The organism is Streptomyces sp. NPDC031132 (assembly GCF_055570595.1).
On sequence record NZ_JBVIGX010000024.1, the window covers coordinates 1 to 22,997 of the forward strand.

Consider the following 22,997-nt stretch of genomic DNA (forward strand, 5'->3'; position numbering starts at 1 on the left):
CGCCGGGGGCCCCCTCCCCCCTCCCCCCCCCCCCCCTCCCCTCTCCCCCCCCCCCCCCCCCCCCCCCCCACCCCCCCCCCCCCCCCCCCCCCCCCCCCCCCCCACCCCCCCCCCCCCCGGCCCGAACCGTTAGGGCCCGACGCCGCCGCTGTGGCAGACGGCGAGCGCGAGGTGGATGTCACACGAGGAGGAGTCGACCAGCCGGGGCATGCGCCCGCCGAGTGGCTCCGGAAGTGGTCCGAAGCCGTCCGGGAGCCGTCCCACCGTCCAGCGGCCGCCCACCGCCGGCCTGGTCAGGGGCCACTGCTCGGGGCGGAAGGGGAGCCCGGTGCCCGGGGACAGCGCCTTGTACACCGCTTCGCGTGCGCTGTGGAGCTCCAGAACCGAGGGGTCGGACCGCCCGGCGGGTTCCTCGACGTCGATCCCGCAGTGAGTTGCCACATCCGCGGGTACGGCGATCGCCACCGCCCAGTGCGCCGAGTGGGAGATGCTGCCCACGACGCCCGGCGGCCAGAGCGGAACTCCGCGAGGAGTCCTGGCGACCGTGTACCCGTCCACCCCTAGAGCGGCCAGCGCGTCTCCCGCCGCAGCGCGGCCGGCGAGGTATTCGCGACGCCGACGCGGTGAGACGCGGAACCCGCGTTCGAGGGCCGGTACGTGCTCCGGTGGTCCGGTGTCGGCAATCTTGTGGACGCCCACACCGGACCCCGGCAGACCCGCCTCCCGTGCCAGCGCAAGCAGCCGGGAGCGCAGGTCGCGTACGGTCATCACTCCGACGGGATGAGCCGGCCTGCGATGACCCGTACCAGTGCGTCCACGTTCTGATCGAGGTAGAAGTGGCCGCCGGGGAAGCGGTGGAACTCGGTGTGCTGTGTCGAGTTCAGCCGCCATTGGTCGAGCTGGGCGCCGCTGAAGATGTCCTCGGTGCCGGAGCACACGACGATGGCGGCCTCCGTGACGGTCCGCCTCTGCTTGGAGAGGAACGATTCGGACACCGCGAAGTCGGCCCTCAGGAGGTCGGCGGTCCGCCTGCGCAGCTGAGGGTGCTCGAGGATCTGCGGGGAGAGGCCCCCGCCGGACTTCTCCGTGATCTCGAAGATCTCCTCGTCGGTCGTCAGCAGCGGCGACCCCTGGAAGGGAAGCGCGGCTCCCTGCGGCCCCGAGTTCGCCGAGGCGAACAGTGTCGAGCAGCGGCTGCGCCCCGTCGTCTCCTCCACCCTGGCGGCCAGGGCCAGTCCGACGTAGGCCCCCAGGCTGTGTCCGAAGATCGCGAACTCGCCCTCGATGGACATGACGGAGTCCAGCAGCGAGTCGACCGCTTCGTCGGTGGAGGTGGCCGCGGCCTCCCGCCACCTGCGGCCACGCCCCGGCAGGTCGACCGGAATCGGCTCGATCTCCGGGGGCAGTGCCTTGACCAGGGGATCGAAGGACCTGGCCGAACCACCCGCATGGTGGAGCAGGATGAGTGGATACGCCGTCATGTGTCTGTGCCTTCCGCGGATGCTTCGGTTCCGAGGGGGCGGGGCGGGGCCCCGCCCCCTCACGAGCAGGTCAGCCCTGGTGGGGAACGAACTGGAAGCCGCGCTGGCTCTCCTTGGCCCTGCGGTTGTGCCCGTACTCGTCCTCACCGGCCACCAGCACCGCGCCGTAGTTGTCGAGGACGATGCCGCCGCCGTACTCGCTGACCTCGTCGGTGCCGGGGTAGATCTGCACCTGGGTGGGAACGAAGCGCGCCGCGTAGCCCATGCGGTAGTCCTTCTTGGTCCCGGTGTGCGGGAGCGATGCGTGCATCAGCGTCGACCAGAAGATGACGCACTCGCCCGGCTTCATCACGAGGGGGAAGGCCTTGGACTCGTCCGGCTTCCAGTCGGGGTCCTTCTGGAGCTGCCGGTAGTCGTAGCCGAAGAAGCCGCGCTTGATGCCGTCCTTCTCCGACTCGTTGAACGCCTCGGCGTTGTAGTCCATGCCCTTCGACTCGTCGTAGTTCATGTGCGTGTGGGTGCCGGGCATCAGCTGCAGGCAGCCGTTCTCCTTGGTGGAGTGCGTGAAGGCGGTCCACACGGTGATGGTTCCGCCGAAGGCCGGCTCGCCGTCCTCCGAGGGCCACACGATCTGCGGGGTACCGCTGGCGTGCGCGAAGTTCGCCGCCTGGTGCCAGTCCGTGCCCTCGTCCCCCTGGAACTTCGGGAAGAACTCGCTGCGCCAGCAGAGTACGTTCGGCCCCAGGATGGACGCGACGCGGTCGACGATCTCCTGCTTCATGATGTGCTCGGACAGCAGGTCGATGTCCAGGTGCCGGTCGTAGTTGGAGATGCTGCTCGCCTTGCCGGCACCCTCGGGGTAGATCGCGTGGGAGCGGTCACGCAGCTCTCGCTGAATGGTCTTCCAACGCTCCTCCATCTCCTCCACCTCGTAGATCTTGATGGGGCCGATGAAACCGTCCCGCTCGAACTGTGCGAGTTCGGCCTCGGTCAGGGAGAAGGGGGTCTTGTCGGTCGTGGTCATCGTGGTCATCCGATCTTTGCGGAGGCTTCGGCGGTCTGTACTACGGAGGCGGCCACCTCGGCGAGGCTGCGCTCGAAGAGGAGCTGCATGTCGGCTTCGACGTGGAAGCGCTCCTTGATGCGGTCGTTCAGCTCGAGGGCGAGAGCGGAGTGGCCGCCCAGGTCGAGGAAGTTGTCCTCCGAGGTCGCCGGCTCCTCGAGCAGCTCGGCGGACCACTGCAGGATGAGCCGGACAGCCTCGTCCAGGGCCGTCCCACCGTGCGTCGTCTCACTCATCTGTGACATCCATTTCATTCCAGGACCGGGCGACAGCAGCCCGGTCCACTTTTCCGTTGACGGTGCTGGGGAGCTCCGTCAGTCGCAGGTATCGAGCGGGGTGCATGTACGACGGCAGGAGCCCCTTGATGTGGCCCCGGAGTTCGGCCGTCGTCAGGGGGGCCGTTTCGTCCCGCGGCACGTACGCGCAGACCAGTCGCTGGTCGCCGGCCTTGAACTGCCGTACCTGGACGACTGCGTCGAGTACGTTCTCGTGGCGGCGCACGGCGGCTTCGATGTCGCTCAGTTCGATGCGGTAGCCGCGGAGCTTGACCTGGAGGTCCGCTCGGCCCTCGTAGAGGAGGTTCCCGTCGGGAAGCCGGCTCACCAGGTCCCCGGAACGGTAGTACCGCGTCGCGGCGCCGGTGTCCGGGTCCGTGGCCAGGGGGTACTTCGCACCGGTGAGGTCCGGGCGATTGAGGTATCCCTCCGTCACCTGGGGTCCGGCCAGCCACAGTTCACCCGTGGTGCTGTCGGGGACGTCACGGCCCTCTTCGTCGACCACGCGCATCGTGAAGCCGGGCAACGCGGTGCCGATCACCGACGCGTCCGTGACCAGGTCGTCCTCGCCGACCTCGTGGAAGGTGGTGAAGACGGTGGTCTCCGTGATCCCGTAACCGTTCACCAGGCGGGGGCTGCTCAGACCGTGGCGCTTGGCCCACGGAACCAGCGTGGCCGGGGCAAGCTTCTCCCCACCGAAGATGACGTACCGCAGATGGGGAAGGTCCACGCCGGAACGCAGGGACACGTCGGCGAGCGTGGCAAAGGCCGTGGGCGTCTGGTTCAGGACGGTGATGGCCTGGTCGGCCATCACGCCGAGGTACTTCTCGGGGGATCGCGCCGCCCAGTGCGGCAGGACGACCAGCTCGGCGCCCGTGGTGAACGCTCCCCAGATCTCCCAGACCGAGAAGTCGAAGGCGATCGAGTGGAAGAGCAGCCACCGGTCTTGTGCGTTGAAGTCGAAGACGGCCGGCGCGGCTTCGAACAGGGCCACGGCGTGACCGTGACGCACCGGCACGCCCTTGGGCTTTCCGGTCGTCCCGGACGTGTAGATGACGTAAGCGGTGTCCTGCGCACCGGGCCCGCGCCCCGCCGGCCGTTGCACGGGATGCCGGACCAGGCCGGCGATCTCCTCCGTCGTGACGACCGCGGAGATCGCGCCATCGGGGACGCCGTCCCCGGGGTCGCCCACGAGCACGGTCGCACCACTGTCGGCGAGGATGAAGCTCTTTCTGGCCGGAGGGTGCCGTACGTCCAGCGGAACGTACGCGGCTCCGGCCTTCATGATGCCGAGCATCGAGGCCACCGCCTCGGCGCCGGGGGGCATCCGGAGGGCGACGCGGTCGCCGTGGCGCACGCCGTTCTGCTGGAGTAACCAGCCGATTGTGTCCGACCACTCGTCTAACCGGCGGTAAGAGAAACGCTGCTCCTCGCACGACAGGGCAGTGCGTTCCGGGTCGATGGCGATCGACCTACGAAATAAGTCTATGAGACCGTCATCGACTGGACCTAAGAAATCCACGTGAGACAAAAATACTCCCATTGCTCCGCTGCAAGTGCTTCTCAACATGTGAGATGGATTGATCTCCAGCACCTGTCACGAATCGGGACATTGGCATAGTTGATCAAGGTCTGACAAGGGGGTTGTGATCTATGCCACGGGAGGTGGACGGGGTGCGGGCGGGTGGGGTTGGCTCACGTCGGACCATTCGAAAAACCGCAGCTCAAGAAGGGAGTTGGCCAAAATGCATCGGCCGACACCTGCTCAGGAGGGTGCGCGCTGGAAGGCGTATACCGCTCTCCTGGCCACCATCCTCTTACCCCTCGGCCTGGTTGTGGCGGTGGTCGTCTGGGTTAGGAATAAGCCATTCCGGGGTGGTGTCGAATCCTCCGACGCCCCCTTGCTGGACACGGCGGGACACTTCTTTCTGGGCGTTGCGGTGGTTCTCTCCGTGTCTCACTTGATGGGATGGCTGGCGAGCAAGCTGGGCCAGCCGAGAGTCACGGGAGAGATAGCGGCCGGCATTCTTCTCGGCCCGTCTTTCCTTATGAAGCTGGCGCCCGATGCGGCCGGGTGGGTGTTTCCGGCCGCCGTCCTCCCGCTGTTCAACGGGCTCGCTCAGCTGGGTCTCGTGCTGTTCATGTTCGGGGTGGGGCAAGAGCTCGCGTCCATGCCGCTCCGTGGTGCGGCACGCCGGGCCGTGATGATCAGCCAGGCGTCCTTGCTCGTCCCCTTCGCGGTCGGCGCGCTGGCGGCGCTGCCCCTCATGGACCAGTACATGGCCGACGGCGTACGCCCCCTGGCCTTCGTCCTGTTCATCGGCTGCGCGCTGAGCATCACGGCCTTTCCGGTCCTCGCGCGCATCCTCCACGATCTCGGGCTGTCGCGGACCCGGCCCGGTCAGCTCAGCCTGTTCGCCGCAGCCGTGGGCGACGGCGGCAGCTGGCTGGCGCTGTCGGTGATCCTGGCCCTGGCGCACGGAACCGCACCGACGGCAGTGCTCGGCAGCGCACTCGCGGCGCTGGCCGTCGCCGCCGTGTTCCTCGGCCCGCTGCGCCGGCTCCTGGCCAAATGGCCGGACCGCGGCAGCGCACCGGGAACCGCGCCGGCCATCACCTTGGCCCTCGTCGTGTTCATCGGTGTCTCCGCCACGCTCACCGCCTCGCTGGGCATTCACCAGCTCATCGGAGCCCTGCTGGTCGGACTCGTCTGGCCGCTCCACCACAAGCGGGCCGTGGCCGCAGCCGCGCCGCTGGCCGCCACGGCCAAGACCGTTCTGCTCCCGTTCTTCTTCCTGGGGTTCGGCCTCACCGTCGACCTGGGCTCCCTCCACCTCGACGGCAGCGCGGGCGTCGCCCTGCTCACCCTGCTGGCAGCTGCCACGGCCGGAAAGGTCTTCGGGCCGAGCCTGTGCGCCTGGCTCACCGGATTGCCCAGGGGAGAGGCCCTCACCCTGGGCGTTCTGCTCAATGCGCGCGGCCTGACGGAACTGGTCGTGCTCCAGATCGGTTACGAAGCCCACATCATCAACGAGAAGATGCTCGGCCTGCTGACCGTCGTGGCGCTGGCGACCACCCTCATGACCACACCCATGCTGCGGTTCACCGGGATCCGGCCCGATCCGCAGCTTCCCCCGCATCCCGTGAAGGAGCCCGCCCCGGCATCGGCCGCACCCGCGGAGACCGCCGCCATCGGCTCCTGACGCCATGCCACACCGCGTCAGAGCACCGCGCGTTGGAAGACTCCGGGGGTGACACCGTACGTGCGCTTGAACCAGCGATTGAAATGCGCCTGGTCCGAGAACCCGGCGGACGCCGCCGCATCCGCCGGCGGCACGCCGCCCGTCAGCAGGTCCCGCGCCCGGCGGAGCCTCAGCATGCGCTGGTAGTCGCTGGGGGGCATCCCGTACTCCTGACGGAAGGCTCGGTACAGGGCGAAGCGACTACAGCCCGCCGCCCTGGCCAGGTCGTCGGCCGAGATCGGCTCGAGCAGCGCTTCGCCGAGCAGGGCGCGGGCCCGGCGGGCGGCCTGACGCTGCGCCTGACCGGTCAGCGTCCTGCGCCGGGGGGCCTGGGTCGCACCGCGTTCCGCCATCGCCAGGACGGCCGCGGTCAGCAGTTCCTCCCTCGTCAGGTGACTTGCGCGGCCGACCAGGGCGGCGTGCAGGCGCGCCAGGGCCCCCGTGAGCACGGGATCGGTCAACACCGGCTTCATGAAGAGGGGCATCGCGCCGCCACGCCCGTCGGAGGCGTCGGCGAGGATCCCGCTGACGACCGACGGACCGATGTGCACGATGCGGTACTGGTAGCCCAACTCCACTGCGGCGCGGCCGTCGTGGACCTCGTCGGGGTTGAAGGCCATCACCATGCCGGCGCCACTCGTGTGGTCCGCCCCGCGGCAGCGGAAGCTCTGCGCACCGGCGTCCGTGACGCCGAAGGAATACGCATCGTGACTGTGCAGGGAGTAGACGTGGTCAAAGAAGTGCGCCTGCATGGCCTCCAGCGGGCGACTGCCGTCCCGCCAATACTCGACCCAGCCGTTCTCCGTTCCCATACGCCCATTGTGACCTGCGCACGAGCGTTCAAGTCAGCTGGGGCGACCCCCTGGCAGAGTCCGGGGCGTGGAGACAAAGAAGAGCTTCAATAGCCCATATCTGCAACTGTTGGTGACCATGGTGCTCTGGGGGAGTGCCTTCTCGAGCTCCAAATCGGTCGTGGAGCACGTTCCGCACTCGGTGGGTGCGCTGCTTCGCTTCGGTGGTGGTGCCATCGCGCTCCTCCTGGCCATGTGGATGTTCGCCGACCGCAAGACCCCCGTCCCGGGCCGTGCCAAGTGGCGCGCGGCGGCTGCGGGCGTGGTGGGCGTCTTCGCCTACAACGGCTTCTTCTTCTGGGGCCTTTCCCTCGCCCCGTCGCTGGACGCCGGCATCCTCATTCCGGTCATGAGCCCGGTGTTGACCAGTGCGTTCCTGCTCGTGACGGGCAAGGAGCGGGCCGCGTGGGCGCGGGTGACGGGCCTTGCCCTGGGGCTCACCGGCGCGGTGATCTTCTTCGTGGGCGCGGGCGGCGGCACCCACGGCGGTTCGTCCCGCCTCTGGGGCGATCTCCTGTTCCTGGTCAGCGCCGTGTGCTGGGCCGGGTACACCCTGGTGGGATCCCGCGTCCTCGCCGGAGTCGAACCGCTGCGCGCCACCACGTACGCGACCTGCGCGGGTGCCGTGCTGCTGGCCGTGTTCGCCGCCCCCGACCTCGCGGAAGTCCAGTGGAGCGAACTCCCCTCCGGCGTCTGGCTGAACACCGTGTACCTGGCCGTCGGTGCGGCGGCCGTCGCCAACCTGCTCTACTACCGGGGCGTGGGCTCCGTCGGGCCCGCGAACGCCTCTCTGATGATGTTCACCGTGCCCGTCGTGAACACCCTGTGCGCCACGCTCCTCCTCGGTGAGACCTTCGGCTGGCTGCAGGGGACGGGTGCACTGGTCCTCCTCGGCGGCGCCGCACTCGCCGTGACCCAGGGGAGGCTGCCCGGGCGCAGGGCCGCCGTCGCCGAGCGGCCGGCCCCCGCAGCCGAGGGCGCCGACCACTCGAGCGAGCAGTCGAGGCCCATGACCACGCGGAGCTGACCCGCCGGTCCGATGCGGGCGTGAGCATGTGACACCCTTGATCGAAAAGTCCGAAAATCCCACCTTTTGGGATCTTGGTATGCGTGAGGCGCACGACAATTGCTTTGTGCGCGACAGCGCCTGGATGTTTGATCACTGGGACGAGTGATCGAGTCCCGGGGGATCGCCCGGGATGCTTCCGGGAGGAAACGTGAGTACAGCCACCGAGCCCCGCCACCGCACGGGCTTAGGCACGGACGGCATCCGCTACGTCCACACCCTCGGCCCGCACGGGACGAACCTCGAAGCCGCCGCCCATGAATGGCTGCGCCGCCGGGGGGTCGCGGGGGAGGTCGAACTCCACGCGTCGCTCGAGGAAGCCCTCGAAGCGGTGCCCGACGACGGGGAGCACGCCCTCGCGGCCTGCGCCGTCTATCCGGCCCTGCACACCCTGACCTTCGGGAACCTGCACCGGCTGCACATGGTCGACAGCTTCATCATGCCGACGCACAACATGGTCCTGGCCAGCATGGGAGCCGACGCCCCGCTGACCGTCTCCACGCACCCCGCCCCGGTGGGACTGGTCCCGCCGCAGGCCGAGTCCCGGCTGGTGCTCAGCAATTCCCAGGCCGCCATCGACTGCGCCGCCGGCCTGAGCGAGGGCTGCATCACCACGATCGTCGCAGCCGAGCGGCACGGCATGCGCGTTCTCAGGGACTTCGGCCCGGTACCCATGGTCTTCACCATCCACCAAGTGCTCGCAGCGGACGGCCGGCCGAACTCGGCGGGAGCGGTGCTGTGACGACCAGAACCCCGGACAGTGCCCCGATCGGCGCCGCGACCAGTGCCCCGATCGGTGCCGCCTCGCGCGCCGAGGCGAAGGACCTCACCGGATCCCTCATCCCCAAGGTCAACCGGTTCCGCCTCCGCCAGGCCGACGACGGTACGGTGACGGCCCCTCAGGCAGCCGATCGCGAGCTGCTCGCCGGGATCCGCGACGAGGCCGCCGCCTGGTACGGCCGTAACGGGCGGGCCCGCCAGGCCGAGGCCCTCGTGGCGGACGTGGACGGCTGGATCGGCGCGGGCCTGGACACCGCGCCCGACTTCGCCCGCTCCCGGGACGCGCTCGAGCCGCCCGAGGACGGTGAGCACGTGTTCTTCCTGGCTCCCGCGCAGACCACCAACAGCGTTCCGCCCGTCGGCAAGCGCCTCGACTGCTTCTTCGCACTGCGCAAGGAACCCGACGCGCTGGCGCAGCTGGCCACGTCCTTCCCACACCCCAAGAACAACTGCCAGTCCCTGGTGCTCATCGCGGGCAGCCACGGGTTCGCGCACGGCAACTGCATCGTGTTCTTCCCCGAGAACGTGGCCGCGCCCGACAAGGTCGAAGACCAGCCGTACGCGATGTTCTTCTACAACAAGATGCGGAAGATCCACGAGACCTACGCCCTGCCGGGAGCCGAGGCGGTCCTCACCGCCGAGTCCGTACCGCGGGCCTCGTCCGGCCTGGCCCCGGAAGTCTGCTTCGAAGCCCGTGCGATCTGGGGATACCTGCACGACTCCATGCACTACCAGGGCCGCTGGCCGTTCGACCAGCACATCACCCTGAAGATGAACTGGTTCGTCGGGCTCCTGGAGGAGACCAAGGTCGACGCCAAGACCGTCCTCGCCTGCGCGGACGGCGGGGTCCCCTTCGCGGGGGAACAGATCGCCATGATCCTGCTGGAGCGGGTCTTCCGCTACCCGCAGGCCGACGACGCGACGCGCAACTTCGATTCGGGCACCGGCGTCTTCCTCTACTCCTGGCTGCGCGCCCACGACGCGCTGACCGGGTCGCCCGAGGCCGGCGGCCTGCTCCACCTGGACTGGGACAAGACCCTCCACGCCCTGCGCGAGTACGTCTCCACCGTCGAGCGGCTCGAGGACCACGTACGCACCGACGACGAGTACCGGGCCGCGGCCAGGGAACTCGTCCGCGCGTACCTGCCCGCGGGTGAGGCGAAGCAGCGGTTCCGCTTCACCGAGGACCAGAGCGTCCTGCTGCGGGCCAAGCGGACGCTGGCCGGGCTGCCGCCGCTGCGGTTCGCGGACGCGGAGTGGTGAGTCTGCGTCATGAGCGGTGAGCCTCGCGGGAGGGGCGGCCTCGGCACCCCTGCCCTGTCCTGTCTGATGGTGCTGCTGCTGGCGACGGGATGGGTGGTCTCCGGAAAGCTGGTCAGCGACACCCCGCCGCTCGCGGTGGCGGCCGGCCGCACCGCGGCGAGCTTCGTCGTCATCAGTGCGATCTCCGCGCTGCGGCCCCGGACGTGGGCGGCGATCCGGGTCACCGGCGGCCGCCGCGGGGCCGTCGCGCTGCTCGCGTTCCTGGGCTTCTTCGCCTACTACACGGGAACCCTGCTGGGCATCGACCGGATGGGCGCCTCCCGGGTGGGCCTCGTGGTGTCCCTCCTCCCCTGCATCACCTTCCTGATCGGCATCGTCGCGTTCCGGGAACAGGCAGGCACCCGCCGGGTCCTGGGCACCCTGCTCGCCGTCGCGGCGGCCCTCGGCTACGCGCTCGAAGACGGCCCGGCGCGTGACGACGCCGGGACCGGAGTGCTCGTCACCGGGGTCCTCTTCGCCCTCGCCGGCACCTTCGCGTACGCCCTGTACGGCTACGTCTACCGCAAGCACATGTCCGACGTCCCGCCGCTGGCCGCCCTTCCGGCGGTCACCGGCGCGGGTACGGTCATGCTCGGGCTGGCAGCGGCCGTATGGGTCTCGCTGGGCGACATCAGCGCCGCCCAGTGGGCCGGAGTCGCCGTGCTCGGCGCGGTGCTGACGGCGCCCGTCTTCGTCATCTCCCATGAACTGATCCTGCGCAAGGGCCCCCTGTTCACCTCCTCCGTCGCACTGGTGGTGCCGTTCCTGGTGCGCCTGGGGGAGTGGGCCTGGGGTGAGGCCGACGCTCCCGGGCCCGCCTCGATCCTCTTCCTCGCACTCTGCTCGGCGGGCGTGTGGATGACCGTCGCCCCGGTCCGCCCGCCGGCCACGGAGGAAGAGCAGCCCTCGAGCCCGACCCAGACCGAAAGAAGCACATCGTGACAGAGCCACACCCCCCACGCCCCACCGTCGTCCTGGTCTACCAGCGCACGTCGCTGCCCTGGATCTTCGAGGGCGCGCAACGGGCCGGCATCGACATCGTCCTGGTCCCGCGCCCCGACGAGTCCGTGTCCCCGGACCGTCTGCCGCCCGCCGTGGTGGAGCTGCTCCCCCTGGACGTGGAGGCCGATCCGGCCAAGGCCCTCGGCGTCCTGAAGCAGCGCCACGAGAGCGCCCCGTTCGACGGCATCACGACGCTCTACGACCCCGCGGTGCCCTTCGTCGCCGACGTGGCCGAGGCCCTCGGCCTTCCGGGTCTGGGCCGCGAGACGGCCCGGGCCGTACAGGACAAGCGCATCATGCGCCGCCGGCTGGCCGAAGCGGGCCTGAACGTACCCGGCTTCGTCACCGTGGACGACCCGGCCGCGTGGACCGACGCCGCACGCCTCACGTTCCCGGTCGTGGTCAAGCCGGCCAACGGCTTCTCCAGCCTCGGCGTGACCAAGGCCGACAGCCCGCAGCAGCTCGCCGCCGTGGTCGACGAGGTGTGGGAGATCTGCCGGCACCATCTGAACCACGTCGCGGGCCTCGTCGTCGAGGAGTACCTGGACGGCCCTGAATTCGCCGTGGAGTCCCTCGCGCACCGCGGCGAGGTCCAGGTGCTGTCCATCGGCTACAAGGGCGAACCGGCCGGCCCGCACTTCGAAGAGGGCGTCTACCGGGCCCCGGCCCCGCTCCCCCCGCACGTCCAGGAGGCCGTGGTACGCGAGGTCGTCGCCGCCCACTCCGCCCTCGGGGTGACCGACGGCCCGACCCACACCGAACTGCGGCTGCGCGGCGGCGAGCGTCCCTACCTGCTGGAACTCGGCGCCCGCATCGGCGGCTCCGGCGTCTCCCACTACATCGCCGGCCACGTCACCGGAGCCGATCTCGCCGCGGACGCCCTGCGCGTCGCCGCCGGGCTCGGCCCCGCCTCCCTGCCCGGCCCGCCGGCGCAGCCGGCTCGGGCGACCGGTGCCGCCGCCAACTACATCGTGCCCTGCGGCGGCTCCGGACGGATCACCGCCGTCCACGGCCTGGACGCACTGGCCGAGGACCCCCGCGTGGACCACATCGTCCAGATGCTGCATCCGGGTGACGTCGTACGGCCCTACCCCGAGTTCACCGGCTATCCGGCGTTCGTCCTCTCCCACCACCCGTCCACCGAGGACGCCGAGGAGTTCCACCGCACCATCGAGCAGATCGTCCGCATCGAATACGCACCGGTGGAGGGCGCGCAGTGACCACTCCGGCTCTCGACGACCGTGACGGCCACATCTGGCTGGACGGCCGGTTCGTCCCCTGGCGCGACGCCCGCCTGCACGTGCTCAGCCACGGTCTCCACTACGGGGGCGGCGTCTTCGAAGGCGAACGCGTCTACGACGGGCACGTCTTCAAACTGACCGAGCACTCGCAGCGGCTGCACGACTCGGCGCGTGAACTGGGCTTCGACCTCCCCTTCTCCGTCGCCGAGCTGGACCGGGCGACGCTCGAGCTCGTCGACCGGCAGGGCATCGGCGAGGGCTACGTCCGACCGGTGGCATGGCGGGGCAGCGAGCAGATCAGCGTGGCCGGTGCGGGCGCCTCCGTCCATGTCGCGATCGCCACGTGGGAATGGCCGCACGTCTTTTCGGCCGACGCCAAGAACAGCGGCATCCGGCTGGGGACCTCGCGCTGGCGCCGCCCGGCGCCGGACACCGCGCCGGTCCGGGCCAAGGCGGCTTCCCTGTACAACATCTGCACCCTGGCGCGGGACGCCGCCGACGCCGCCGGCTTCGACGACGCGCTGCTCCTGGACTACCGGGGCCTCGTCGCGGAAGCCACGGGGGCCAACATCTTCCTCGTGGCGGGGGAAGAGCTGCACACCCCCACCGCGGACTGCTTCCTCGCGGGCATCACCCGGGCGACCGTGCTCGATCTGGCGCGCGAGCTCGGTATCCGCGTCGTCGAGCGTTACGTCCGCCCCGAGGAGCTCGGCGGGTTCGACGAGTGCTTCCTCACGGGCACCGCCTACGAGGTGCAGCCCGTCCGGTCGATCGACGCGCACGCGTACGCGGTCGGCAGGACGACGACCGCCCTGAAGGAGGCGTACACCGAGCTGGTCCACTCGACGAACCGGGCCGGCGCCCTCCACTGACCGGCGGCAGGGAGCCGGGGCCGTCAGGCGCCGCGTTCGCGCAGCGCGCGCGTACGACCGCACCTGACGCCGCGGCGCCCTGCGGAGGCGCCGGAAAGCCTTGTCAGAAGCCGTGGCGGAAGCCGCCGTCGACGGGGAGCATCACGCCCGTCAGGTACGAGGCCGCCGGCGAGAGGAGGAAGGCCGCGGCCTTGCCGAACTCCTCGGCGTTCCCGTAGCGCCCCAGCGGGATCTGCGCTTCGTTCGCCGCCCGCGCGGCGGCCGCGTCGCCGGACAGCGCGTCCAGCTCACGCACCCGGTCCGTGTCGATTCGCGCCGGCAGCAGCCCGACCACCCGGATGCCGCGCGGACCCACCTCCACCGACAGGGACTTCGCGAAGCCCGCCAGCCCCGGGCGCAGGCTGTTGGATATGGTCAGGCCCGGGATCGGCTCGTATACCGAGGCCGACAGCACGAAGCCGATGACGCCGCCCTCCCCCAGCTCGGCCGCCGCGGTCCGCGCGAGCCGTACCGCGCCGAGGAAGACCGACTCGATGGCCGCCGCCCAGTCCTCGTCGGTGTTCTGCGCCGTCGTTCCCGCGGCCGGGCCGCCGACGCTGATGAGCATCCCGTCGAAGCGGCCGAAGTGCTTCCGGGCATGGGAGACCAGCTTCCCGGCCACCGCCGGGTCGGAGTTGTCGGCCTCCACGGCCACCGCGTTCGGCCCCAGCGAGGCCGCCGCCTGCGCGGCGCGCGCCGCGTCCCGTCCGGTGACGACCACCTTCGCGCCTTCGCCCACCAACTCGCGTGCGGTGGCATGCCCGAGGCCCCGCGTGGCTCCGGTGACGACGTAGACACGGTCCTTCAGTCCAAGATCCATAAGGACACGTTACGCCGTGCCCGGCTCCGGTCGTGCGGCGCGTCGTCGACGCGGGCGGCGTGCCAAACCGCGGCACGCGGACCGGCATGGGCCACACTCGAGGGCGCACGGCCCGCCGACCGAGGAGGCGGAACCGTCGCGGAGAACCCACCGAATACATCCGGACCTGCCGGGGGTATGACTACGTCCACCACAGCCGCCACGCCCGCGGGGCGCGGCGCGACGCGAGGGAGGCCGTCATCGACGCCCACGGGAAGCACACGATCCCGGCGCTCAGAACCTGACCCAGATCCCCACCCGACCTGAAGGGGCGTGCGCACATGCCGGACCACATGATCGGCGACACCGAGGACCGCGTCGAGCTCGCTCCCGGCGAGGTCCCCTCCGACGGCCGTTTCGCCAACCCGGACCTGCTGCCGGTACCCGTCGAGGCCAGGCGCTGGACGACGTACAACTTCACGGCCCTGTGGGTCGGCATGGCGCACAACATCCCCTCGTGGCTGCTCGCCTCCGGGCTGGTGGCCCTGGGGATGGACTGGAAACAGGCCGTCTTCACCATCGCGCTGGCCAACCTGATCGTGCTGGTGCCGATGCTGCTCACCGGGCACGCCGGCCCCAAGTACGGCATCCCGTTCCCGGTGCTGGCCCGGGCCTCGTTCGGGGTGCGCGGAGCCAATCTGGCCGCGCTGATCCGGGCCGCCGTGGCCTGCGCCTGGTTCGGGATCCAGACCTGGATCGGCGGGTCCGGGATCTTCGTCCTGCTCGGCGAGATCTTCGGGGGCTGGGCGGACGCGGGGAAGATCGCCGGCCAGCCCTGGCCGCTGTGGCTGTGCTTCGTCCTCTTCTGGGCCCTCGAACTCGCCATCATCTACCGGGGGATGGAGACCCTGCGGCGCTTCGAGAACTGGGCCGCGCCCTTCGTCATCGTCGGTGCGCTCGCGCTGCTGGTGTGGATCGGGGTGAAGGCGGGCGGCTTCGGCGAGCTGCTCGACCAGCCGTCCAAGCTGGGCTGGGGCGAGGACTTCTGGCCGGTCTTCTTCCCGGCGCTGATGGGCATGATCGCCTTCTGGTCCACGCTCTCGCTCAACATCCCGGACTTCACGCGCTTCGGCGCCGGCCAGCGCTCCCAGATCCTCGGACAGACGCTGGGGCTGCCGACGACGATGACCCTCTTCGCCCTGCTGTCGGTGTTCGTCACCTCCGGATCGGAGGCGGTGTACGGGACCCCGATCTGGGACCCGGTGGAGCTGGTCGCCAAGGCCGACAGCGTGTTCGGGCTGCTCTACGCCCTGGTCACGGTGCTCGTGGCGACGATCTCGGTGAACATCGCGGCCAACGTCGTCTCGCCGGCGTACGACCTGGCCAACCTGGCGCCCCGCCTGATCAACTTCCGCAGGGGTGCGCTGATCACGGGCGTGGTCGGCGTACTGATCATGCCGTGGAAGCTGACCTCCACCCCCGAGCTGTACATCTTCACCTGGCTCGGTCTGGTCGGCGGCCTGCTCGGGACGGTCGCCGGCATCCTCATCGCGGACTACTGGATCGTGCGGCGCACCCGGCTCGCGCTGCCCGACCTGTACCGGCAGGGCGGGCCGTACTGGTACACGGGCGGCTGGAACTTCCGGGCGCTGGCCGCCTTCGCGGTCGGCGGGGTGCTGGCCATCGGCGGCTCCCACTCGGCCCCCGGCAAGGGCCCCTTCCCCGAGGAAGGCCTGATCCCCCTCCTGAAGCCGCTCGCGGACTACGGCTGGGCGGTGGGCATGGCCTCGTCCCTCCTCCTGTACACGGCCCTCATGCCCCGGGAACACCCCGAACACTGACGCCCCGGCCCTTGCCCGCGGCGCCCGGAGTCCACCTGGAGTCCAGTCGGCGGACGCCGATTGTCGGTGGGGTTTGTCAGCCGGGCGTGGTGTGATGGGGACATGATCGAAGAGTTCCTGGCCCAAGACCTGTCCGCAGTGGAAGAAGCGGTCCGCAAGGCGGCGGCGGTCGAGATCATGCCGAGATTCCGGCAGCTCGCCGAGCACGAGGTGGACCAGAAGAGCGGTCCGCACGACCTGGTGACCGTCGCCGACCGCAAGGCCGAGGAGCACCTCACGGCCTCGCTGACGCACCTGCTGCCCGGCTCCGCCGTGGTCGGCGAGGAGGCCGTGCACGCCGACCCGACCGTGTACGGGGCGCTGCGCGCCGACGCGCCGGTCTGGATCGTCGACCCCGTCGACGGCACCCGGCAGTTCGTCGCCGGCGACCCGGCCTTCTGCACCCTGGTGGCCCTGGCCCACCGCGGGGAGATCCTCGCCTCCTGGACCTTCGCCCCGGCCCTGGACGAGCTGGCGACCGCCGTGCGCGGGCAGGGCGCGTACGTCAACGGCGAGCGGATCCACAGCGGTTCGCCGGAGCCGGGCGCCGCGCTGCGCGTCGCCATGGCCCACCCGCTGTACACCTCCGACGAGGACAAGCGCACCCTGGCCCGCCTCGACGTGCCCGGGGTGGCCGCCAGGCCCTGCGGCTCCGCCGGCCTGGAGTACCTGAAGGTGGCCCGCGGCGAGATGGACGGCCTCGCCTTCACCTGGCCCTCGGCGTGGGACCACGCGGCCGGTCTGCTGCTGGTCGCCGAGGCGGGCGGCGCGCAGAGCACCGTCGCCGGAGTCCCCTTCCGGGTGGACCGGGACAACGAGCTGCCGTTCGCCGTGGGGCGCGACGAGGCCACGGCCGCCCGTATCCGCGACCTGCTCCGCGGCGCGTAGGACCGTCCGACCGGGCCGGGCCGGGGCCCTTGTGGACGGGCCGAATATCCTGGAGGCGCAGCCGCCGCCGGACGAAGGAGTCTCAAGGTGCCGTCGATTCTCGATGCGGTCGTGGTGGGGGCGGGGCCCAACGGGCTGACGGCCGCCGTCGAGCTGGCCCGGCGCGGCTTCTCGGTGGCCGTGTTCGAGGCCGCGGAGACGGTCGGCGGCGGGGCCCGCACCGAGGAGCTCACGCTCCCGGGCTTCCGGCACGACCCCTGCTCGGCCGTGCACCCGCTCGGCATCGGCTCGCCGGTGTTCGCCACCATGCCGCTGAAGCGGTACGGGCTGGAGTGGCTGCACCCCCCGCTGCCCATGGCGCACCCCTTCGACGACGGCACGGCCGCCGTCCTCTCCCGCTCCGTCTCCGAGACGGCCGCCTCCCTCGGGCCGCGCGACGCGGGCACGTACCGGCGGCTGGTGCAGCCGTTCCTCGGCAGGTGGGACACCCTCGCCCGGGACTTCATGTCCCTGCCGTCGACCGCCCTGCCCCGGGACCCCGTCACCCTGGCCCGCTTCGGGCTCGCCGGGCTGCCGCCCTCCACCTGGCTGCTGAACCGCTTCCAGGAGGAGCGGGCGCGGGCCCTGTTCGCCGGGCTCGTCGCGCACGTCATGGCCCCGCTCGGCGGGATCGCCACGAGCGCCGTCGGCCTGGTCTTCGCCCTGGCAGCGCACGCCAACGGCTGGCCGATGCCGCGCGGCGGCTCGCAGTCGATCTCGGACGCCCTCGCCGGATACCTGCGCGACCTCGGCGGCACGGTCCACACCGGCTTCGAGGTCAAGCGCCTCGACGACCTGCCGCCGGCCCGGGCGTACGTCTTCGACACCTCGCCGACCGCGCTCGCCCGGATCGCCCGGCTGGGGCGCGTGTACGACGGCTACAGGTACGGCGCCGGCGCGTTCAAGATCGACTACGCCCTGTCCGGCCCCGTGCCCTGGACCGCCGAGGCACCGCGCCGGGCCGGCACCGTCCAGATCGGCCCGCGCGCCCGCGACATCGACGCCGCCCTCCAGCTGGCCACGGGCGGGCGCGCCCCCCGCAACCCCTTCCTGATCACCGCCCAGCCCAGCCTGGCCGACCCCGGCCGGGCGCCCGAGGGCAAGCACGTGTTCTGGGCGTACGGGCACGTCCCCGCGGGCTGGGGCGGCAACCTCACCGACGCCGTCGAGCGCCAGCTCGAGCGCTTCGCCCCGGGCTTCCGCGACCTGGTGCTGGCCCGCGCCACCGCAGGCCCGCCGGAACTGGCCGCACGCAACCCCAACTACATCGGCGGCGACATCGCCTGCGGCGCCGCCTCCGGGATCCAGCTGCTGCTGCGGCCCAAGCTGTCCCTGTCCCCGTACACGACGGCCCACCCGGCCGTGTTCCTCTGCTCCTCGGCGACCCCGCCCGGCCCCGGCGTGCACGGCATGTCCGGGCACAACGCGGCCAAGGCGGTCTGGCGCCACCTGCGAAAGGCCTCCTCCTGATGGTGCGGATCACCCTCGTCCAGGGCGACATCACCGCCGAGCACGCCGACGCGATCGTCAACGCGGCGAACTCCTCCCTGCTCGGCGGCGGGGGAGTGGACGGCGCCATCCACCGGCGCGGCGGCCCCGAGATCCTGGACGCCTGCCGGGCGCTGCGCGCCTCCCGGTACGGCAAGGGCCTCCCGACGGGCCGGGCCGTGGCCACGACGGCGGGCCGACTCCCGGCCGACTGGGTGATCCACACGGTGGGCCCGGTCTGGTCCCGCGACGAGGACCGCTCGGAGCTGCTGGCCTCCTGCTACCGCGAGTCCCTGCGCGTCGCGGCCGAGCTGGGCGCCCGTACGGTGGCCTTCCCGGCCATCTCCACCGGCATCTTCGGCTGGCCGATGGACGACGGCGCCCGCATCGCGGTCGAAACGGCCCGCGCAGCCGCGGCGCCGCCCGTGGAGGAGGTCCGCTTCGTCCTCTTCGACGAGAAGGCGTACGCAGCTTTCGAGACGGCCCTGGGATAGGCGGGCTTCCGGCGCAAACGTCCGGTCGTGTCGGTGGAGGTCGCTAGGCTTCTGGGATGAGCCTTGTCGACGCGCCCACCGAGACCCCCGATGCACTGCAGGTGCTGCACCGCGTCTTCGGATACGACTCCTTCCGCGGTGAGCAGCAGCAGATCATCGAGCACGTGGCCGGTGGTGGCGACGCGCTGGTGCTGATGCCGACCGGCGGCGGCAAATCGCTCTGCTACCAGATCCCGGCGCTGGTCAGAGACGGTACGGGCGTGGTGATCTCGCCGCTGATCGCGCTCATGCAGGACCAGGTCGACGCCCTGACCGCCCTCGGGGTGCGGGCCGGGTTCCTCAACTCGACCCAGGACCCGTACGAGCGGCAGGCCGTCGAGCAGGCCTTCCTCGCCGGCGAGCTGGACCTCCTCTACCTGGCGCCGGAGCGGCTGCGCACCGAGGGCACGCAGCGGCTGCTCGACCGGGGCACGGTGTCGCTCTTCGCGATCGACGAGGCGCACTGCGTCGCCCAGTGGGGCCACGACTTCCGGCCCGACTACCTCGCGCTGTCCATGCTGCACGAGCGCTGGCCCAAGGTGCCGCGGATCGCGCTGACCGCGACGGCGACCGAGGCCACGCACGCCGAGATCGCGGCGCGGCTGGGCTTGGCGGAGGGGGACGCCCGGCACTTCGTCGCCAGCTTCGACCGGCCGAACATCCAGTACCGGATCGCCCCCAAGAACACCCCGACGCGCCAGCTGCTGGAGCTGATCCGCACCGAGCACGAGGGCGACGCCGGAGTCGTCTACTGCCTCTCGCGCGCCTCCGTGGAGAAGACGGCCGCGTTCCTGGTGGAGAACGGCATCGACGCGGTCGCGTACCACGCGGGCATGGACGCCCGTACCCGCGCGGCGAACCAGGCGCGCTTCCTGCGGGAGGACGGGGTCGTGGTGGTGGCCACGATCGCGTTCGGCATGGGCATCGACAAGCCGGACGTGCGCTTCGTGGCGCACCTGGACCTGCCCAAGTCGGTCGAGGGCTACTACCAGGAGACCGGCCGTGCCGGCCGCGACGGCGAGCCGGCCACGGCCTGGCTCGCGTACGGCCTCCAGGACGTGGTGCAGCAGCGCAAGATGATCGAGGGCTCCGAGGGCGACGAGACGCACCGCCGCTCCCTGGCCGCCCACCTCGACGCGATGCTCGCGCTGTGCGAGACGGTCGAGTGCCGCCGGGTGCGGCTGCTGGCGTACTTCGGGCAGGCGGCCGCCGGGCCGTGCGGCAACTGCGACACCTGCCTGACGCCGGCCGAGTCCTGGGACGGCACGGTCGCGGCGCAGAAGCTGCTGTCCACGGTGTGGCGGCTGGCCAAGGAGCGCCGCCAGAAGTTCGGCGCCGGCCAGATCATCGACATCCTCCAGGGCAAGAAGACGGCCAAGGTCATCCAGTTCGACCACGACGCCCTGTCGGTCTTCGGGGTCGGGGCGGACCTGAGCACCGCGGAATGGCGCGGGGTCGTACGCCAGCTGCTGGCCTCGGGGCTGCTGGCGGTCGAGGGCGACTACGGGACGCTGGTGCTCACGGACGCCAGCGGCGAGGTGCTGGGCGGCCGCCGCAGCGTGCCGATGCGCAAGGAGGCGGCGCCGGCCGCGCCCTCGCGCAAGTCGTCCGGCTCGGGCTCCGGGTCCGGGAAGGCAGGGCGGGTCCCGGTCGACCTGCCGGCGGCGGCCGTGCCGGTCTTCGAGGCCCTGCGCGCCTGGCGTGCCGCGACCGCGAAGGAGCAGGGCGTGCCGGCGTACGTGGTCTTCCACGACGCGACGCTGCGGGAGATCGCGACCCGGCTGCCCGCCACGGCCGAGGAGCTGGGCACGATCAGCGGCGTCGGCGAGGCGAAGCTCGCCAAGTACGCCGAGGGGATCCTCGACACCCTGGCCGAGACCGGTGCCACTGCGGCCCCGTCGTCCCCGCCCCCGCCCCGGGAGGCGCCGCCGGAGCCTGCGGCCCCGCATGCCGACGAGGAACCGCCCTTCGACTTCGACGAGACGGACCCGCCCTGGGACGACTGGGAGTAGTCACGCAGCCGATCACAGGGCGCCGGGGTCGACGGGCGGCGGACTCGGAGAGGGGCTCGGGGAGGGGCTCGGGGAGGAACGCAGCACCGCCCGCATGTCGGTCGGGTCGGACTTGGTGAGGGCGAAGACCTTAACCAGGGCGAGCAGGCTCGGGCCGGCGAGGAGGGAGGCGAGCCAGGGCTGGTCGTGAATGCCCACGACCACCGCCCCGGAGAGCATGCCCAGGGCGAGGAGGAACCCGGCGGACATGCCGAACCGCGCGTGCTGCAGTCGCAGCCGCAGCATCCGCTCCTCGTGGGCGCGCGCCTGCTGCGGCTCGAGCGCCTGGAGCAACAGCTCCATCTGGCGGTTCGGTACGCCCTTCCACTTGGCCGCGATCTCCAGCGCGAGCAGCTCGTCCTCGGTGCCGCTCATCTCCGCCCCTCCCGTGCCGGATCGCTGTCCGGCGGTGGTCCCAGCGCCAGGAAAAGTGCGACCAGTTCGTCATTGATCTGCGCCACCGCGGTGGCCCTGTCCTGCGCTGCGAGTGGCTGGCCGCCCACGAGCCACAGCCAGAGTGCGTGCACCAGGCCGAGCAGGCGGCCGTACCACCGGTGGAGGGTCAGCACCAGCACGAGTGCGGCGAGGACCGTCACGACGGCCGTCCGGGCCCAGCCCGGGAGGTCCGCCGCATACGTGAGCAGCGAGTAGAGGCTGGACAGCGCCACTGCCGTCGCACCGAGGACCGCCGCGGACAGCAGCCAGTGCGGCAGCCCGGCCGACACCGCGACCGTGCGCCCGCCTACCGGCACGCCGACCCACTCGCCGTCCGTCCTCGGCCGGCGTCGGACGGCCGCACGTGCCGCAAGAGCGACGACGTCCCGGTGCCAGACATCGCTGTGCGCCCCCGAGGCGGCGGAGCCGCGCCGGACCACCCGGGACACGTCGACGTTCACGATGCCGCGGACCGGCAACGGCTCCGTACGCGTCTCCTCAAGGGTGACGTCGACGGCGGCCTCCCCGGCCACCCCGCGGTACCCGGCGGCTTCCCCGGCGTGCGGTCCGGCCGCCATCGGGTAGAGCACGCCCAGGTCGCTGTCGTGGTGCGAGTACGACACGACCACCGGGCCGTCGACCCGGTTCCTCAGGCCCACCAGGGCGCCGCGGACACCGTCCGCGGCGTGGGGGACGCGGTCGGTGAACGTGTGGCGGGACATGGCTCCCTGAAGCAGGGTCAGCGACTTCACGCGGGAGACCCCGGACGGCAGTCCGCGCAGGGCGAAGGCAGCCAGCCTGCTTGCCGCGCCGTGCCCGACCAGGTGGATCCGGACGCCCGGAGCGGTACGGGCGAGTACGCCCAGCAGGGGGCCGAGGCCCAGCGCGCCGACGACTCCGGCCCGGCGCTGCAGGGCCGCGTACACGAAACGGCGCAGCAGTTCCCAGGCGCCGGTCCACAGGTCGTCGCCGGGCTCCGCGCCGTATTCCGGCGCACCGTACTCCTGCGTGACGCCCATCCGTCGCAGGGCCGCCGCGAGCCGGGCGCAGACCTCGGACGCCCGGCCCGCAAGCGGCGCCCCCGAGAACGACAGGTCCTCGCCGGTGAGATCGCCCCAGTACGCGCTCTCCCGGCGGCCGGGCTCGTAGAGGCCGCCGACCAGGCGCGCGACGAGTCCGGCGAACTCGTCGAGGGCGTCATCGGATCGAGGGTGCAGGTCCAGCAGCTCGGCCAAACGGTGCACCTCGGGCTCCCGGCCGGGGAACAAGGAGCCGAGCGCCGCACGACACCAGTCGTCGAGCACGGGACGCCAGGGCGCGGTCAGATCCACCTGCGGCGTCGTGAAATCGGGGATCGACTCTCCCGTGAAGCGCATGGCGGGCCAGCGGATGCCCACGTATCCCAGCCGCACGCCGTCCCCGCTCGGGCGGACTTCGCCGAAGCAGGAGAAGAAGCGGTCGTCCAGAAGAGACGCCGTCTGCCGGTCGTTCTGCCAGTCGTGGGCGAAGACGACCAGGTCCGTGACGCCGGTGTGCGGGAGCTCGGCGGCGAGGTGGGCTGCCTCCTGCCGGTCCACTTGGCCGTCGGCGTCGAAGGCGACGTCCCACCTCGGCTGCCACACTCCCCCCATGCCGCGCATTATTCCATCCGTCTCCCCAACTCGTCGTAC

General features: G+C 71.4%; 21 protein-coding genes. 12 read left to right on the forward strand and 9 right to left on the reverse strand.

Annotated features, from left to right (window positions below):
• Positions 1-129: 129 nt before the first annotated feature.
• The 5 genes from ACZ49B_RS27860 to ACZ49B_RS27880 all read right to left on the reverse strand — a co-directional run bounded on the left by ACZ49B_RS27860 (position 130) and on the right by ACZ49B_RS27880 (position 4,389).
• A complete protein-coding gene (locus ACZ49B_RS27860; protein WP_468311118.1) occupies positions 130-768 on the reverse strand; it encodes a 4'-phosphopantetheinyl transferase in 639 nt (212 codons plus the stop codon).
• Complete coding sequence (locus tag ACZ49B_RS27865; protein ID WP_468311120.1) at positions 768-1,481, reverse strand: thioesterase II family protein; 714 nt, start codon at positions 1,479-1,481, stop codon at positions 768-770. The genes ACZ49B_RS27860 and ACZ49B_RS27865 overlap by 1 nt, the downstream gene beginning before the upstream one ends.
• 70 nt (positions 1,482-1,551) lie before the next feature.
• Positions 1,552-2,505, reverse strand: coding sequence for a chlorinating enzyme (locus tag ACZ49B_RS27870; protein WP_468311122.1), 954 nt, complete (start codon positions 2,503-2,505; stop codon positions 1,552-1,554).
• Between the two features lie 5 nt (positions 2,506-2,510).
• Positions 2,511-2,780: a phosphopantetheine-binding protein gene (locus ACZ49B_RS27875; protein WP_468311124.1), complete on the reverse strand. Its 270-nt coding sequence runs from the start codon at positions 2,778-2,780 to the stop codon at positions 2,511-2,513.
• Positions 2,773-4,389, reverse strand: coding sequence for an amino acid adenylation domain-containing protein (locus ACZ49B_RS27880; protein ID WP_468311279.1), 1,617 nt, complete (start codon positions 4,387-4,389; stop codon positions 2,773-2,775). The genes ACZ49B_RS27875 and ACZ49B_RS27880 overlap by 8 nt, the downstream gene beginning before the upstream one ends.
• Before the next feature lie 382 nt (positions 4,390-4,771).
• On the opposite strand from ACZ49B_RS27880, the gene ACZ49B_RS27885 reads away from it, so the two are divergent.
• Entirely contained in the window at positions 4,772-6,022 is a 1,251-nt protein-coding gene (locus ACZ49B_RS27885) for a cation:proton antiporter (protein ID WP_468311126.1), read from the forward strand.
• A 17-nt stretch (positions 6,023-6,039) separates the two neighbouring features.
• Here ACZ49B_RS27885 and ACZ49B_RS27890 read toward each other — a convergent pair whose 3' ends face one another.
• Positions 6,040-6,873 carry an AraC family transcriptional regulator gene (locus ACZ49B_RS27890; RefSeq protein WP_468311128.1) on the reverse strand — a complete coding sequence of 278 codons (834 nt, stop codon included), beginning with the start codon at positions 6,871-6,873 and terminating at the stop codon, positions 6,040-6,042.
• A gap of 118 nt (positions 6,874-6,991) precedes the next feature.
• Between ACZ49B_RS27890 and ACZ49B_RS27895 the strand changes: the two genes are divergently transcribed.
• The 6 genes from ACZ49B_RS27895 (at position 6,992) to ACZ49B_RS27920 (ending at position 13,175) form a co-directional block, all read left to right on the forward strand.
• Positions 6,992-7,939 (forward strand): DMT family transporter, encoded by a 948-nt coding sequence (locus ACZ49B_RS27895; RefSeq protein ID WP_468311129.1) that lies wholly within the window; start codon positions 6,992-6,994, stop codon positions 7,937-7,939.
• A gap of 190 nt (positions 7,940-8,129) precedes the next feature.
• Positions 8,130-8,720: a type 2 periplasmic-binding domain-containing protein gene (locus tag ACZ49B_RS27900; protein ID WP_468311131.1), complete on the forward strand. Its 591-nt coding sequence runs from the start codon at positions 8,130-8,132 to the stop codon at positions 8,718-8,720.
• A complete protein-coding gene (locus ACZ49B_RS27905) occupies positions 8,717-10,021 on the forward strand; it encodes a DUF6421 family protein (RefSeq protein WP_468311133.1) in 1,305 nt (434 codons plus the stop codon). The genes ACZ49B_RS27900 and ACZ49B_RS27905 overlap by 4 nt, the downstream gene beginning before the upstream one ends.
• A 9-nt stretch (positions 10,022-10,030) precedes the next feature.
• Entirely contained in the window at positions 10,031-11,002 is a 972-nt protein-coding gene (locus ACZ49B_RS27910; protein ID WP_468311135.1) for a DMT family transporter, read from the forward strand.
• Positions 10,999-12,282, forward strand: coding sequence for an ATP-grasp domain-containing protein (locus ACZ49B_RS27915; RefSeq protein WP_468311137.1), 1,284 nt, complete (start codon positions 10,999-11,001; stop codon positions 12,280-12,282). The genes ACZ49B_RS27910 and ACZ49B_RS27915 overlap by 4 nt, the downstream gene beginning before the upstream one ends.
• Positions 12,279-13,175, forward strand: coding sequence for a branched-chain amino acid aminotransferase (locus ACZ49B_RS27920; RefSeq protein WP_468311139.1), 897 nt, complete (start codon positions 12,279-12,281; stop codon positions 13,173-13,175). The genes ACZ49B_RS27915 and ACZ49B_RS27920 overlap by 4 nt, the downstream gene beginning before the upstream one ends.
• A 103-nt stretch (positions 13,176-13,278) precedes the next feature.
• Here the strand turns inward: ACZ49B_RS27920 and ACZ49B_RS27925 are convergent, their stop codons facing one another.
• Positions 13,279-14,034 (reverse strand): SDR family oxidoreductase, encoded by a 756-nt coding sequence (locus ACZ49B_RS27925; RefSeq protein WP_468311141.1) that lies wholly within the window; start codon positions 14,032-14,034, stop codon positions 13,279-13,281.
• A 320-nt stretch (positions 14,035-14,354) separates the two neighbouring features.
• Between ACZ49B_RS27925 and ACZ49B_RS27930 the strand changes: the two genes are divergently transcribed.
• The 5 genes from ACZ49B_RS27930 to recQ all read left to right on the forward strand — a co-directional run bounded on the left by ACZ49B_RS27930 (position 14,355) and on the right by recQ (position 20,853).
• Positions 14,355-15,854, forward strand: a complete 1,500-nt coding sequence (locus tag ACZ49B_RS27930; protein ID WP_468311143.1) for an NCS1 family nucleobase:cation symporter-1 — start codon at positions 14,355-14,357, stop codon at positions 15,852-15,854.
• Positions 15,855-15,956: 102 nt separating this feature from the next.
• Positions 15,957-16,781, forward strand: a complete 825-nt coding sequence (locus ACZ49B_RS27935; protein ID WP_468311145.1) for an inositol monophosphatase family protein — start codon at positions 15,957-15,959, stop codon at positions 16,779-16,781.
• A gap of 87 nt (positions 16,782-16,868) precedes the next feature.
• Entirely contained in the window at positions 16,869-18,290 is a 1,422-nt protein-coding gene (locus ACZ49B_RS27940; RefSeq protein ID WP_468311147.1) for a phytoene desaturase family protein, read from the forward strand.
• Positions 18,290-18,802 carry an O-acetyl-ADP-ribose deacetylase gene (locus tag ACZ49B_RS27945; RefSeq protein WP_468311149.1) on the forward strand — a complete coding sequence of 171 codons (513 nt, stop codon included), beginning with the start codon at positions 18,290-18,292 and terminating at the stop codon, positions 18,800-18,802. Before ACZ49B_RS27940 ends, ACZ49B_RS27945 begins: the two co-directional genes overlap by 1 nt.
• 56 nt (positions 18,803-18,858) lie before the next feature.
• Positions 18,859-20,853, forward strand: coding sequence for a DNA helicase RecQ (gene recQ, locus ACZ49B_RS27950; protein ID WP_468311151.1), 1,995 nt, complete (start codon positions 18,859-18,861; stop codon positions 20,851-20,853).
• 12 nt (positions 20,854-20,865) lie between these two features.
• On the opposite strand, the gene ACZ49B_RS27955 is transcribed toward recQ, so the two are convergent.
• Positions 20,866-21,267 carry a hypothetical protein gene (locus tag ACZ49B_RS27955; protein WP_468311153.1) on the reverse strand — a complete coding sequence of 134 codons (402 nt, stop codon included), beginning with the start codon at positions 21,265-21,267 and terminating at the stop codon, positions 20,866-20,868.
• On the reverse strand, positions 21,264-22,958 hold the full coding sequence (locus ACZ49B_RS27960; RefSeq protein ID WP_468311155.1) for a serine-threonine protein kinase: 1,695 nt from the start codon (positions 22,956-22,958) through the stop codon (positions 21,264-21,266). Before ACZ49B_RS27960 ends, ACZ49B_RS27955 begins: the two co-directional genes overlap by 4 nt.
• Positions 22,959-22,997: the final 39 nt, after the last annotated feature.

Coding starts and splice junctions, on each gene's coding strand:
- ACZ49B_RS27925 (WP_468311141.1), bottom strand. CDS start 14,034: ATGGATCTTGGACTGAAGGACCGTGTCTACGTCGTCACCGGAGCCACG.
- ACZ49B_RS27875 (WP_468311124.1), bottom strand. CDS start 2,780: ATGAGTGAGACGACGCACGGTGGGACGGCCCTGGACGAGGCTGTCCGG.
- ACZ49B_RS27880 (WP_468311279.1), bottom strand. CDS start 4,389: ATGTTGAGAAGCACTTGCAGCGGAGCAATGGGAGTATTTTTGTCTCAC.
- ACZ49B_RS27870 (WP_468311122.1), bottom strand. CDS start 2,505: ATGACCACGACCGACAAGACCCCCTTCTCCCTGACCGAGGCCGAACTC.
- ACZ49B_RS27910 (WP_468311135.1), top strand. CDS start 10,031: ATGAGCGGTGAGCCTCGCGGGAGGGGCGGCCTCGGCACCCCTGCCCTG.
- recQ (WP_468311151.1), top strand. CDS start 18,859: ATGAGCCTTGTCGACGCGCCCACCGAGACCCCCGATGCACTGCAGGTG.
- ACZ49B_RS27895 (WP_468311129.1), top strand. CDS start 6,992: ATGGTGCTCTGGGGGAGTGCCTTCTCGAGCTCCAAATCGGTCGTGGAG.
- ACZ49B_RS27865 (WP_468311120.1), bottom strand. CDS start 1,481: ATGACGGCGTATCCACTCATCCTGCTCCACCATGCGGGTGGTTCGGCC.
- ACZ49B_RS27945 (WP_468311149.1), top strand. CDS start 18,290: ATGGTGCGGATCACCCTCGTCCAGGGCGACATCACCGCCGAGCACGCC.
- ACZ49B_RS27955 (WP_468311153.1), bottom strand. CDS start 21,267: ATGAGCGGCACCGAGGACGAGCTGCTCGCGCTGGAGATCGCGGCCAAG.
- ACZ49B_RS27935 (WP_468311145.1), top strand. CDS start 15,957: ATGATCGAAGAGTTCCTGGCCCAAGACCTGTCCGCAGTGGAAGAAGCG.
- ACZ49B_RS27960 (WP_468311155.1), bottom strand. CDS start 22,958: ATGGGGGGAGTGTGGCAGCCGAGGTGGGACGTCGCCTTCGACGCCGAC.
- ACZ49B_RS27890 (WP_468311128.1), bottom strand. CDS start 6,873: ATGGGAACGGAGAACGGCTGGGTCGAGTATTGGCGGGACGGCAGTCGC.
- ACZ49B_RS27860 (WP_468311118.1), bottom strand. CDS start 768: ATGACCGTACGCGACCTGCGCTCCCGGCTGCTTGCGCTGGCACGGGAG.
- ACZ49B_RS27930 (WP_468311143.1), top strand. CDS start 14,355: ATGCCGGACCACATGATCGGCGACACCGAGGACCGCGTCGAGCTCGCT.